The 13,221-nt window shown below is 56.7% G+C and carries 11 protein-coding genes and 1 pseudogene; 11 read left to right on the top strand and 1 reads right to left on the bottom strand.

All coding sequences use genetic code 11. The annotated features are described in order from the left end of the window. Nucleotides 1–38 precede the first annotated feature (38 nt). Both trmD and IEX77_RS07555 read left to right on the top strand, forming a co-directional pair. Nucleotides 39–734 carry a tRNA (guanosine(37)-N1)-methyltransferase TrmD gene (trmD, locus tag IEX77_RS07560; RefSeq protein WP_188808383.1) on the top strand — a complete coding sequence of 232 codons (696 nt, stop codon included), beginning with the start codon at nucleotides 39–41 and terminating at the stop codon, nucleotides 732–734. Between the two features lie 139 nt (nucleotides 735–873). Then, nucleotides 874–2,373, top strand: coding sequence for a butyryl-CoA:acetate CoA transferase (locus IEX77_RS07555; protein ID WP_188808382.1), 1,500 nt, complete (start codon nucleotides 874–876; stop codon nucleotides 2,371–2,373). Between the two features lie 124 nt (nucleotides 2,374–2,497). Here the strand turns inward: IEX77_RS07555 and IEX77_RS07550 are convergent, their stop codons facing one another. Continuing rightward, nucleotides 2,498–3,424 (bottom strand): dimethylarginine dimethylaminohydrolase family protein, encoded by a 927-nt coding sequence (locus tag IEX77_RS07550; RefSeq protein WP_188808381.1) that lies wholly within the window; start codon nucleotides 3,422–3,424, stop codon nucleotides 2,498–2,500. 727 nt (nucleotides 3,425–4,151) lie between these two features. Between IEX77_RS07550 and IEX77_RS08500 the strand changes: the two genes are divergently transcribed. From IEX77_RS08500 to lipB, 9 genes and pseudogenes are all read left to right on the top strand, one after another. Then, nucleotides 4,152–4,286 carry a hypothetical protein gene (locus IEX77_RS08500; RefSeq protein ID WP_262499343.1) on the top strand — a complete coding sequence of 45 codons (135 nt, stop codon included), beginning with the start codon at nucleotides 4,152–4,154 and terminating at the stop codon, nucleotides 4,284–4,286. 55 nt (nucleotides 4,287–4,341) lie between these two features. After that, nucleotides 4,342–6,705: a hypothetical protein gene (locus tag IEX77_RS07545; RefSeq protein WP_188808380.1), complete on the top strand. Its 2,364-nt coding sequence runs from the start codon at nucleotides 4,342–4,344 to the stop codon at nucleotides 6,703–6,705. A gap of 178 nt (nucleotides 6,706–6,883) precedes the next feature. Next, entirely contained in the window at nucleotides 6,884–7,801 is a 918-nt protein-coding gene (gene dapA / locus IEX77_RS07540) for a 4-hydroxy-tetrahydrodipicolinate synthase (protein WP_188808379.1), read from the top strand. Continuing rightward, a complete protein-coding gene (locus IEX77_RS07535; RefSeq protein ID WP_188808378.1) occupies nucleotides 7,802–8,446 on the top strand; it encodes an IMPACT family protein in 645 nt (214 codons plus the stop codon). A gap of 15 nt (nucleotides 8,447–8,461) precedes the next feature. Continuing rightward, nucleotides 8,462–9,985 carry a lipopolysaccharide biosynthesis protein gene (locus tag IEX77_RS07530; RefSeq protein WP_188808377.1) on the top strand — a complete coding sequence of 508 codons (1,524 nt, stop codon included), beginning with the start codon at nucleotides 8,462–8,464 and terminating at the stop codon, nucleotides 9,983–9,985. Between the two features lie 70 nt (nucleotides 9,986–10,055). Then, nucleotides 10,056–10,529, top strand: coding sequence for an SPOR domain-containing protein (locus IEX77_RS07525; RefSeq protein ID WP_060934774.1), 474 nt, complete (start codon nucleotides 10,056–10,058; stop codon nucleotides 10,527–10,529). A gap of 53 nt (nucleotides 10,530–10,582) precedes the next feature. Next, nucleotides 10,583–11,602: a UDP-N-acetylmuramate dehydrogenase gene (gene murB, locus IEX77_RS07520; RefSeq protein ID WP_188808376.1), complete on the top strand. Its 1,020-nt coding sequence runs from the start codon at nucleotides 10,583–10,585 to the stop codon at nucleotides 11,600–11,602. Between the two features lie 114 nt (nucleotides 11,603–11,716). Then, nucleotides 11,717–12,388 (top strand): annotated as a pseudogene (locus tag IEX77_RS08515) (MBL fold metallo-hydrolase); the annotation flags it as partial. 165 nt (nucleotides 12,389–12,553) lie between these two features. Beyond that, nucleotides 12,554–13,216: a lipoyl(octanoyl) transferase LipB gene (lipB, locus tag IEX77_RS08510; RefSeq protein WP_373287908.1), complete on the top strand. Its 663-nt coding sequence runs from the start codon at nucleotides 12,554–12,556 to the stop codon at nucleotides 13,214–13,216. Nucleotides 13,217–13,221 lie beyond the last annotated feature (5 nt).

Below are 13,221 nucleotides of genomic sequence, written 5' to 3'. Positions count from 1 at the left end.
TCCCTCCGCCTAACCCGATCAAATAAGTATATCTCTACGTGCGAATAGATATCCTCACCGTCGTGCCCGAGCTCCTCGAGAGCCCGCTCCAGCACTCCATCGTCGGCCGTGCCCAGCAGCAGGGCTTCCTCGAGCTTCATGTCCACAATATCCGTGACTACGCTACGAATAAGTGGCGCCGTGTCGATGACTATCCCTTCGGGGGTGAGGCAGGGATGATCCTGCAGATCGAGCCGATCGACCGCGCTATCGCCGACCTCAAGAGCCAGCGCCACTACGATGAGGTGATCTATACTTCGCCCGATGGGGAGACCTTCGATCAGGGCATTGCGAACCAGATGAGCCTGCAGGAGAACCTCATCATCCTCTGCGGCCACTACAAGGGGATCGACCAGCGCATCCGTGAGCACCTCATCACGCGTGAGATCTCCGTCGGGGACTACGTCCTCACGGGCGGTGAGCTACCAGCTGCTATCATGGTGGATGCCGTGGTACGCCTACTGCCTGGCGTCATCGGTGACGCAGAGAGTGCGCTCTCTGATACCTTCCAGGACGACCTCCTCGCGCCACCTATCTACACCCGCCCCGCCGACTACAAGGGATGGAAGGTACCCGATGTGCTCCTCAGTGGGCACGCCGCCCGTATCGAAGCGTGGAAGATGGAGTGCGCCCTCGAGCGTACGAAGCGCCTGAGACCCGACCTATACAGGAAGCACTTGGGGCACGAGAAATAGCTAATTAATTCCTAAATTTGCCCTTAGGATGGGTCACTACGGAGGGACCTCGGGCAGGAAGCCCGCGGCCGCGCCCGCTCGTGTGCCCGTCGCTTCGCTTTAGATAAGTCACTAAATAACACACTATAATCGAAGAATCATGGCTTTGAAGTTCATCACAGCTGACGAAGCAGCCGCACTCGTAAAGGACGGCGACAACATTGGTTTCAGCGGCTTTACCCCCGCAGGTTGCCCCAAGGTCGTACCTGGAGCTATCGCTAAGCGTGCCGAAGAAGAGCACGCTGCAGGCCGCCCATTCAAGGTAGGTATGTTCACTGGTGCCAGCACGGGCGACCGTCTCGACGGCGCACTGGCTCGCGCAGGTGCAGTTAAGTTCCGCACGCCCTACCAGTCGAACAAGGATATGCGCAACGGCATCAACGCCGGTGAGCACCCCTACTTCGATATGCACCTATCGATGCTCGCTCAGGAGCTCCGCTATGGCTTCCTCGGTAAGATCGACGTCGCTATCGTCGAAGCTGCTGACGTCACCGAAGACGGTGAGATTGTCCCCACCTCTGGTGTCGGTATCCTCCCCACGATCTGCCGCCTGGCGGACAAGATCATCGTCGAGCTGAACGACAAGCACCCCAAGGAAATCCGTGGTATCCATGACATCGCTGAGCCTCTCGATCCTCCTCATCGCCGTGATATGCCCGTATATAGCCCCAGCGATCGCGTGGGCCAGCCCTTCGTGAAGGTCGACCCTGCTAAGATCGTCGGTGTCGTCCGTACGAGCGAGCCCAACGACGAGGGCGCCTTTGCTCCCCTCGATGATGTCACGAAGGCTATCGGTGACAACGTGGCTAAGTTCCTCGTCTCTGAGATGGAGGCTGGCCGTCTGCCTAAGGAATTCCTCCCCCTGCAGAGTGGTGTAGGTAACGTGGCTAACGCTGTCCTCGGCGCTCTCTGTGACAACAAGCAGATCCCTGCCTTCGAGGTCTACACCGAAGTCATCCAGGATGCTGTCATCGAGCTGATGAAGAAGGGTCGCGTGAAGTTCGCCAGCGGCTGCTCGCTCTCTGTGACACGCCCCGTCATCCAGGAGATCTACGGCAACCTCGACTTCTTCAAGGACAAGCTCCTGCTGCGTCCTCAGGAATACTCTAACAATCCTGAGATCGTCCGCCGTCTCGGTGTCATCACCATCAATACCGCTCTCGAAGCTGATATCTTCGGTAACATCAACTCGACGCACGTCAACGGTACGCGTATGATGAATGGTCTCGGTGGCTCAGGCGACTTCGCTCGCAATGGCTATCTCTCGATCTTCACCACGCCTTCTACCGCTAAGGACGGCAAGATCTCTGCCTTCGTGCCTATGGTCTCGCACCTCGACCACAGCGAGCACTCTGTGAAGATCATCATCACCGAGTACGGTATCGCTGACCTCCGTAGTAAGAGCCCCCGCCAGCGTGCTGAGGAGATCATCGAGAAGTGCGTACACCCCGACTACAAGCAGCTGCTGCGTGACTACCTCAACCTCGGTGTGAAGGGTCAGACGCCTCAGTGTCTCGATGCTTGCTTTGCGTTCCATCAGGAGATCGCAGCCTCGGGTGATATGCGTAATGTCGACTGGTCTAAGTACAAGAAGAACTAAGTCCACCCGCATAGCTCTAAGCTAAAAGCGCCGCCGCCCCGGTGCTCCTCTTGACGGAGGAGTGCCGGGGCGGCGGTCGTTTTGTCTGTATGTAGGGGTGGGGTAGCGTCGGTGCTACGGATGCTTAGTCGCGGATGAGCGGCATCGTCGAGCAGCGCAGGAGGCCACCCATCTTCGAGATCTCCTGATAGGGCACCTCTTCGACGGTCATACCCCACGCCTCACGCAGGTGGGCATTGAGGCGGGTGAAGTGGCGGTCGCTGATGAGGGCGTCGGGTGAGAGGGAGACGACGTTCGTGCTCATGTAGTAGGCTTCTTCGGGGGTGACGCCGAAGAGGTTGTCACGGCCGAAGATCTCCTCAACGAGGGCGACATCGCGCTCATGGAGGAAGCCCTCACGATAGATGAGTGCGCGGCCACGGCTCACGGGCTGGAAGGCGCAGTCGAGGTGGAGGACGGACTTAGCGGGCTCGCGGTCGTGCTTACGTAGCTCGATGGGTACGACACGCTTGTGAGGGAAGCGCTCGCGGAAGAAGTCGATAGCGTAGCGGTTCGTCCGGGCGGTCTTGAAGCTGGAGTAGTCGTCGCCGAAGTACGCCCCGACGAAGAGGATATCGTCATAGAGGAGCACGTCGCCACCCTCGGTGTGGACGGCCTCGGGGAGGGACTCGATATGTGCGGGATCGATGAGGGGGAAGATCGAGCTGGCGAAGGCTTCCGTCTCCCGCTCGCGGTCGGGTATGAGATTGGAGATGAAGAGGGTGTCGTCGATGGTGAAGGCTACGTCACGGGCGAAGACCTGATTGTAGTCGGTGAGTGGGTCGGGGCGCAGCGTGCGGACACCGTAGCGATTGAGGACGTCGAGGACGCACTGCATCTCGTGACGCACATCAGCTTCGCTGGGGAAGATCCCTCGGCTTACGGCTTCATAGCTCTTGGCATCATAGGTCTCTTGGAGGGTGGGGATGGGGCCCAGACTGTCGGGGAGCCCGAGGACGACAGCTCGGAGGCGAGCCGTCTCGTTGGTGACATGGGGGATGATCCGTTCCATAGGTATTTGCTTGATAGTCGGGGAGGCTGGGCGTCAGCTTCCCCTCGTTGTTACAAATATAACGATTCTACGCTGGATTCCCTTGCGCTATGCTGGGGGCTAAGCTCGCCTCGACGGGGTTCCCGATGTGCGTACTATTTGCCTGTTTTTTTGTGCCCTTCGCATCGAGCTCTCCGTGAGGGCGATAGGAGGATCTTTGGAGGACGGTATTGCGATCTATATTGGTCGCTGGTCGGAGCTATATTGGTCGCCACGTGGACCAATATAGGTCGCAGAATGGACCAATATAGGTTGCCTCGGTGACCAATATAGGTCACGGCGCGAACCAATATAGGTTACTTTTCCTCTCCATAAAGGGGTGAATCGGGTAGCTAATAAGGGGGATTTGTCTGTGTGAAATTGTACATAGGCTCCGTGGCGTGAGTCGCGGAGTGGCAAGAGTCATTGCGATGCCCTCTCAGTGGGCTGGTTGGTGCTGGTTATTAGGCGTTTGAATCCTCTTCACGTGGGGAAATAGCTCTGTAGGGCGCCTACAACGAATTTATTTGTGTAGGTATTATGATTTAGGATTTTTTACTATCTTTGTATCGAATTTCAGGATGCTTCCTCGGCCATGTATGCTGTATAAAGTCTCTGCCCTCCTGGCAAGTGGTCTACTCTATAGGCTTGCCGAGCGCAGACGAGGAGGCTCCGGACACCAAATTTTAGCTCAACTAAATTAGATCATATGAACGTAAACAAACTCCCCTACGAAGCCCCTGTGGCTGATCCTTTCAAGCTCTCTGCAGCTCCTATGGATATCTGTGTCCAGTTCTCTGGTGATGCAGACTTTGGTGACTTCGAAGAAGGCGAAGCTCTCTAGTAAGGCGCCTCTCTTCATTGTATTTTTGAATTAAAACCCTCTTAACCCAGACCAAATGAAGTTTAATCTACTCACTGTTACTTCTCTTCTCTGTGGTCTCTTCCTTCTCGGCTCTTGCGCCAAGGACGAACCCCAGTCGGGAAAAATCAATACGGAGGCAGTCGATAATGGCCCCCGCGTCAATGTACCTCTCCAGCTCGATGCTGAGGTAAGTGAATTCGTCGATCCTCAGACCGCTAAGAGCGCCCGTGCATTCAATAGCCCCCAGAGCCCTGTCACTGTGAAGGATGGTGCTAATGCCGAGCTCGACGATGATCTCAATGTGACGGCTACGAAGCAGAAGGTCCTCTCTGCTCTGCGCGCTAAGTTCATCGAGGCTAATCCCACGATCGACGTCGTCCTGCATATCGAGTGTGGCTCTCTGGTCGCTAACGTAGCCTCTACGATGACCTACGAAGCTCCCCTCGGTCGCTACCGCCACAATACGGATGTTGCTTTGCCCTCAGCTTTAGCTACTGCTCTGGCTTCCGCTAATGGTACGGTCACGGTCTACACCGGTGGTACGGGCTATGACGCTACGACGGAAAGCTTCACGGTGGATCCTGTGATGGAGGAAATCAGCCTTACTTCGGCTACTGCTACTCCTGTCAACCTCCCTATTCTCTACGCTTCTTCGCCCATTCAGGTGAAGATCAATAGCGGTAAGCTTCTTCCCGTCGGTGTTAGCACCAGCCAGCTGAAGCCTCAGGGCTCGCTCCTCCTGGTGACCTTCCGTAACAACATGGACCAGGATGTTACCTTCGATGGTATCACCGCGGTTACGAACAACTACTTCGGTCCCAACAACGAGTCGAAGCCTGCTCTCCTCAAGCTCAAGGGCTCGAAGAACGCTGCTACGGAGCTGACGACGGAGGCTACCAAGTACACCAGTGAGTACAGCACGGCTACGGGTAATAGGGCTAAGGCTTATACCTACTTCTATAAGGACTTTGCTTCGGCTGGTTTCACTGTCGCTCGTGGTGGTGCTCGCTCTGATAAGGCTGTGGTCTTCTGGGGGTATAAGGGGGATGCTCTCCCCGTAGCTCCAGCATCGGCTAATAGACTCGATGACAATGGTCTGCTTCTTAATGCTGCTACGGGTCTGATCCATATCTACGCTCAGAATGCTCAGGCTGGTGGTCAGGTCATCGCTCGTCCTAACTATAGCGTCGCACCTATCGGTGGTGCTAACTTTGCTCCTGCCGATGGTAAGGCTTACACGCTGAACTGCGAATTCTACACGCAGCCTCGTCAGGCTCTCGGCTATCTCGATAAGGGGTATCTCTATAAGGATGGCACGTGGAAGCACTATGATATCAATGGTCCTACGAATAACCCCACTGTATACAATGGTATGACCACTGTACCTCTGGCATCCTCTGCCGAGGCAGCAGAAGTGCTCAATGGCAATGTGACGACCCCTGAGGGTAAGATGTTCGTGATGGATAAGGCTTGGCTCAACCTGACCAGCCTCCTCAATCCTATTGAGTTCAGCGAAGATGCAAGTAGCCATCGCTTCAAGGACTTCAGTGATGCGTTTGATAAGGGTACTTCGGGTGTCGACTATCGCGCCCACATCTATAAGGAAGTACTTCCCTATAAGGCTACGAATGACGATACGTCAGACTTCACGAACGCGGAATTCATCGGTGCTGACTATGTCCAGAAGGATCAGCCTAGACAAGAGGGTAAGATTGGCCAGGCTTATCGTCAGCTCTATATCGCTCCTCGCAATGCTACTACCGGTGCTCAGCCCCGTAGCAAGTACCAGACGGTCATGCGCTACCTTACCCGCGCTAACAAGGGCGGTGATGGTAACATCTACGTAGGTCCTCTCGTCATGGAGTCTATCTACCTCGGGAAGTACTTCTATGGCAATGTGATGACGACGCCTCTGCTCGTGACTCGTGGTGCAGCCCGTCCCTTTACCTACATCCAGGAGGGGGGTAGTTTCTTCGCCAACGCTGAGGCTACGCGTGACCTCGTCACTCGTGTTCTGCTCAATGCCAAGACGATGAACAATATCTCGGAGTCTCTGGTCCTGCAGCCCTATGCCACTGTGGTTAGTCACGCTACGAACCAAGGTATCCAGCTCCTCCACTGGGGGGCAATCGATGGTGAGTGGGAAAAAGCTGTGATGAACCTCGGTAACAATCGCCAGGCTGTCGTAGACTACGGTAACAACGTCTTCAACAACGTCACCAGCCTCTCTCGCGTCAACCGCTTCTACGGCTACAATGGCTACAACGGTGGTATCCTCGCTCTCTGGCGTAATACGACGCTGACGCCTCCTGACGACAAGCGTGGTGTCTTCCGTAACCTCACCTATCAGCCCCTGCGTACTTACTCTACGACATACCAGGGTAACAAGGGTTATTAGTCCTAGTAGGGTCTGTAAGCCCTCTCAAATAATACCCCTTATATATAAGGTATAAGATCTCAGTCCCCGCACCCTTCCTTAGGGTGTGGGGACTGATGCTTATGAGTAGATAGGTAAAATACTTAACTTTGTGTGAGGGGATTCCCCTCCCAACGTATTGATCATAGAATGATAAGCTATGAGTAAGCATCCCTTCCGTGGGATGGGTGTGGCGCTGGTCACACCCTTCACCGAATCGCAAGAGGTCGACTATAAGAGCCTGGAGCGCCTCCTCGAACATCTGCTCCGTGATGGGGCTACGGACTTCATCGTCATCCACGGGACGACGGGCGAGTCGCCCTGCCTCACGCGCGAGGAGCGCCAGCGAGTCACCGACCACATCATCGAGCAGGTCGCAGGACGCTGCCCGCTGATGATAGGCCTTGGGGGTAACAATACCCGCGAGACGGCAGAGCGCCTTCGTGAGCTTGATCCCCGCGGTCTCTCGGGTGTCCTCTCTGTCGTGCCCTACTACAACAAGCCTTCGCAGGAGGGGATGTATCGCCACTTCGCCCACCTGGCCGAGGCGAGCCCGCTTCCGCTGGTGCTCTACAACGTGCCGGGGCGTGTCGGGGTGAATATGGCGCCCGATACCGCCGTGCGCTTGGCGCGAGACTTCGATAATATCATCGGGATCAAGGAGGCTTCGGGCTATCCCCAGCAGGCGGCACAGATCACCGCGTGCGAGCTGCCCGAGGACTTCGTCGTCCTCTCGGGCGATGATGCGCTCACCGTGCCCTTCATCCAGAATGGTGCTGTAGGCGTGATTTCCGTAGTAGGGAATGCCTATCCCCGTCTCTTCTCCCACCTGACGCACCTTGCGATGGAGGGGCATATCAATGAGGCCGACATGATCCAGACGGAGATGCGCGCCATCAATACCCAGCTCTTCCAGGAGGGCAATCCCGTCGGGATCAAGGCCCTGCTCTATCTCATGCGTCTCATCGACAGCAATAGCCTGCGCCTACCCTTGGTAGCTGCGAGCCCTGAGCTCTCCGAGCGCCTCGATGCTACGCGCAAGGCCCTCGATATCTACGCCTCCCACCTCTTTGCCTAAGTGAGCCCGACGACAGAGATCAGCGACAGCTATTGGACGCTCGCCGAGCCCAGCGAAGGAGAGTTCTCTGAGAAGAGAAGTAAGTTCCTCGCCTACGCCTATCCCGTGACGACCGAGGAGGAGGCACTGGAGCGTGTGCGCGAAGTGCGTACCCGCTACTACGATGCCCGCCACGTGTGCTGGGCTTATCGTTTGGGTCCTACGGGCGAACCTTATCGTGCGAATGATGATGGAGAGCCCTCGGGGACGGCTGGCAAGCCCATTCATGGTATCCTCGTCTCGCTGGGGCTGACGGAGGTCATCGTCCTCGTCGTGCGCTACTTCGGTGGCGTGAAGCTTGGTACGAGTGGCCTCATCGAAGCGTATCGCGAAGCAGCCCTTGCAGCTCTTACCGATGCACCCCGCCGTGAGTGCATCCTTACAGACCGCATTCGCCTGACCTTCAGCTATGAGCTGATGGGACCCGTGATGCGCATCGTCAAGGAGGCCGAGGCTCGCGTCCTCGTGCAGGACTTCAGAGAGTCCTGCTTCCTTGAGCTTGAGCAGCGCCAGGGGTGTGCCGCCGAGCTCCGCTCCCGTCTGGAGCAACTCTACGGAGTGACCCTCCTCTCCGAAGACCCCGACTCCACCCATTCCAAAGAATAGTATCCTATCATATAGATGGAAGAGAATATACCTACTCCCGATCCGGAGGCTATAGGCCAACTCACGGACGATGTCGCAGAGCTCAAGGCGAAGTCTGTCTCAGGCTTCGGCTGGTCAACAATCCAGCAGATCGTCGGGCGTGTGACCACCTTCGTGGTGAACCTCGCTCTGGCTCGCCTTCTCGTGCCGGAGGACTTCGGTACGCTCGCCGTACTGGGGATCTTCCTCGCTATCTCCTCCCAGCTCGCTGACATCGGCTTCGGGAGCTCACTGACGCGCTCGGAGCGTGTCGATGATGCTGACCTCTCGACGATCTTCTACTACAACATCGGGATGAGTGGCCTGCTCTACCTCATCCTCTTCATCGCAGCACCATGGATCGCGGACTACTTCCGCAATCCTATACTGGTCTCCGTCCTGCGTGTGATCTCGCTGAGCGTGGTCATCAACTCGCTGTGCAGTATCCAGGCGATCTTGGTCTGGAGGCAGATGGAGTTCCGCAAGGACATGCTTATTCAGCTCGCTACGGGCGTGCTGTCTGGGCTGACGGGTATCGTGATGGCTTACTTCGGCTATGGCTACTGGGCACTGGTAGGTATGGGACTTGCCAACTCGATCGTGCGCCTCATCGGCTACTGGTGCTCGTCCCCTTGGCGGCCTAAGCTGATCTTCAGCATGGAGAAGCTCAAGCTTCACTTTGGTTACGGCTCGCGTATGGTCGGCGCTGGGATGATCACCACGCTGTACAACAACCTGATGACGATCCTCATCGGGCGCTACTTCTCGCTGTCGACCCTCGGGCTCTATGGCAATGCTAACGCCCTATATATCGTCCCTGTCTCGGTCATCGCTGACCCCATCAACAAGGTGACTTTCCCCGTCTTCGTGCGCTTCCAGAATGATAAGGAGCGCCTTCGTGCGGGCTATCGTCGTGTGATGCGCCTCCTATTCCAGCTCTCTTGCCCGCTGATGATGGCGCTGGTCGTGCTGGCTAATCCCCTCTATCACTTCCTCTACGGGGATAAGTGGATGGCGGCTGCACCTTACTTCCAGATCCTCTGTATCTGCGGGATCCTCTTCCCCATCAACTCCTATAATATCAATCTCCTTGAGGCCAAGGGCCGCAGTGATCTGCACCTCCGTCTGGAGATTATCCGGCGTATCATCGGGGTCGCTGCAGCCTTCATCGGCTTGCAGTTCGGTATCTTCGGGCTACTATGGAGTACGGCGATTACACAGGTGATCTTCCTCTTCATCAATAGCCATTACTCGGGGCGATTCATTGACTATCCCCTCGGTCAGCAGCTGGGCGAGCTCTTCCCCTTCGCGCTGATGAGTGCGGCTGCCGGAGGCCTTCTTTGGGGATTAGATACCTATGCATTATCATCACTTGCCGACTTTTGGCGTTTATCTATTGGGAGTACAGTATTAGGGCTGACCTATCTCCTCTTGGTCTACCTCTTTGCCCGTGAAGACTACCTCTACGTATGGGGGCTGGTGCGCCACTATGTGCTGCGTCGCCCCGCTACCCAGTCCTGACAATTTGTTATCTTTGTAGCCATTGGTCTACAATACATTGTATCACGTCCATAATCATAGAATGAGAATTATGAAGAAGATCATCTTGGCCTCTCTGGCACTTGTGGCAGTTGCTTCGCTGAGCTCCTGCGGTGCGAAGAAGAGCGCTTATCGTAAGGCCTACGAGCAGGCTAAGCAGCGTGAGGTCGCTACTCAGAGCACCACGCCAGCCGTACAGTATGAAGCCCCTGCAGCTACTCCTGCTGTCCCCGTGACCGTACGCAAGGAGCGTGTCACTACTTACCAGGGCGAAGATGCTACCCGTCTGAAGCGCTATAGCGTAGTCGTAGGTAGCTTCCAGAATCCTACGAATGCTCGCAACCTCAAGGATCGTATGGTCCAGGCTGGCTACAGTGCCGTCCTCGCTACCAACGACGTAGGTATGCTGCGTGTCATCGTAGCCAGCTTCGATACGCGCGAAGAAGCTGCTGCAAGCCGTGACGCTATCAAGGCTCGCTTTGCTCCTGACTTCAAGGATGCATGGCTCCTGGAAAACGATAACTAATCAGACTTTATAGCCCCCGCCCCAATCCCTGGGGCGGGGCTACCTATATCTATATGGAGATACTACAGAGCTACTCGCTACGTGAGCACAATACCTTCGGTATCGATGCCCAGGCTGACTGGTTCATCCCCTTCGCCAGCATCGAGGATCTCCAGCTATTGAGCCGTGACGAGTACTTCCAAGAGTGTCGCTGTATCACTATTGGTGAGGGAAGCAACCTGCTCTTCCTCACCAATTTTCATGGGATCGTACTACACTCGGTGATCCAAAGCATTGAGCGTCTCGCTGAGACGGCCGATACGGTCGACCTCCTCGTCGGCTCAGGCGTCAAGTGGGATGACTTCGTAGCCCAGATGGCCGAAGCTGAGCTCTACGGCGTCGAGAACCTCTCCCTTATCCCAGGCGAAGTCGGTGCTGCCGCTGTGCAGAATATCGGAGCCTATGGCGCTGAGATCTGCGAGGTCATCCGCGAGGTGCACACGGTGCATCGTCGTACGGGCGAGGTGCGTCACTTCGCTGTCGAGGAGTGCAACTACAGCTATCGCCATAGCTTCTTTAAGGAGCCCGAGGCGGCTGACTACATCGTCACGCACGTCCTCCTACGCCTCTCCAAGCACCCCCATCTGAAGCTCGACTATGCTGACCTCCGTCAGCGCGTGGAGGCTCGCACGGCGACGCCTACTGCCCGCGATGTACGTGATGAGGTCATCCGCATCCGCCAAGAGAAGCTCCCCGATCCGAAGGTCTTGGGCAACGCTGGTAGCTTCTTTATGAACCCCATCATCTCGGCTGAGGCTTTTGAGCGTCTTCGTGAGGCTTATCCCGAAGCACCGCACTACGATCTCCCCGGCGGACAGGTGAAGGTCCCCGCAGGCTGGCTCATCGACCGCTGTGGTCTCAAGGGCTATCGTCTCGGACATGCCGCCGTCTATGAGCGTCAGGCACTCGTCCTCGTCAATGCTGATGGCGAAGCTACGGGGCAGGATATCGCTCGCTTGGCTGAGTATGTGCAGGAGCAGGTCGCAGAGCGCTTTGGTCTACAGATCACCCCTGAGGTGAGGTACATCTCTTAGATAGCCACCCTTCACCTCGCTGCTTATTCACCTAACTACTCGCTCTACCACGCACCCTCTCTCACTCGATAGAGACGGTATCTCTTTGCCGTGGTAGCTCTCCCTCCTACTTACATGAAGGTAATTCTTCTCGGTACGGGCACCAGCACTGGTATCCCCGAGGTAGGCTGTGGCTGCCCTGTGTGCCATAGCTCGGATGCTCGTGACCGTCGTCTGCGCACCTCTGCCCTCATCATCACCGAGGGTGGGAAGCGTATCCTCATTGATTGTGGCCCTGACTTCCACTACCAAGCCACACGTCTCGGTATCGATCGTGTCGATGCTATCCTCTTGACTCACGAGCACTACGACCACACGTTCGGTCTGGACGATGTGCGTACCATCGCGTGGCGTCAGGATATCCCCATCTACGGGCAGCAGCGCGTCCTCGACTCGGTGCGTGCTCGTATGCACTACGTCTTCAGTGACCATCCCTACCCAGGGACGCCTCGTTTCACCCTCTGCCCGATAGAGGAGGGAAGTGATGCCTCCTTCAAGCTCTTCGGTGAGCGTGTCACGCCCATCTCTCTGGCGCATGGCTCGCTACCTATCGTAGGCTATCGTATCGGCGAGGTGAGCTACATCACCGATATGAAGACCATCGAGCCCAGCGAATGGGCTAAGGTCAGCGGCTCACAGCTCCTCATCATCAATGCCCTGCGCTATCAGCGTCCGCACCCCAGCCACCAGTCGGTGGAGGATGTCGAGCGTCTGCTACCAGAGCTTGCCGTGCGTCCCAAGCTGACCCTTCTCACGCACCTCTCGCACCATGCCCCTTCGCATGTCCAGCTGGAGGCTATGCTCCCCGAAGATCTGCAGCCAGCTTACGACCAAGAGTATATCGTGGTCGACGAAGCGGGACCCCGTATCCTTCCTCTCCCAGCGTATGTAGAGCCCTATAGCTATCGCGATATGGGCCGTATCGCCTATGCCGATGCGTGGGCACTGCAGAAGGAGCTCTTCGAAGCCCAGCTGAAGGCTAAGCACGAGCACCGCCCCACGGAGTCCTTCCTCCTCTTCTGTGAGCACAATCCCGTCTTCACCATGGGCCTCCATGCCGATGCGACGAATATGCTGATGAGCGAGGACTTCCTCCGTGAGAATGGCTACGACTTCTTCTCCGTCGAGCGCGGGGGGGATGTCACCTACCACGGCCCTGGGCAGATCACCGGCTATCCCATCCTCGATCTGGAGCGCTTCGGTCTCGGGCTGAAGGCTTATATCGAGCTGCTGGAGCAGTCGGTCATCGAGCTTCTCGCCTTCTTCAAGATCGAGTCGGGGCTGAAGGGCGGCGCTACGGGCGTGTGGCTCGATGTCGGCGATCCCCAGCGCGAGCGTAAGATCTGTGCTATCGGTGTGAAGAGCAGCCGCTACGTCACGATGCACGGCTTCGCCCTCAATGTCAACACCGACCTCGCTCCCTTCCAGCTCATCAATCCCTGTGGCTTCAAGGAAGGCAAGGTCGCCTCTATCGCTGGCGAAGTGGGTCACGAGGTGGACTTCACCGTGGCTAAGCATCTCTTAGCTTCGATCCTCCATCGTCGTCTTGCGGCCCTCCTTCCTCCGCGTTTCTAATCCCC

It is taken from the genome of Porphyromonas pasteri, assembly GCF_014647755.1.
In the GTDB taxonomy this organism is placed as follows: Bacteria; Bacteroidota; Bacteroidia; order Bacteroidales; family Porphyromonadaceae; genus Porphyromonas; species Porphyromonas pasteri.
This window is presented reverse-complemented; position numbering and strand designations above follow the sequence as displayed.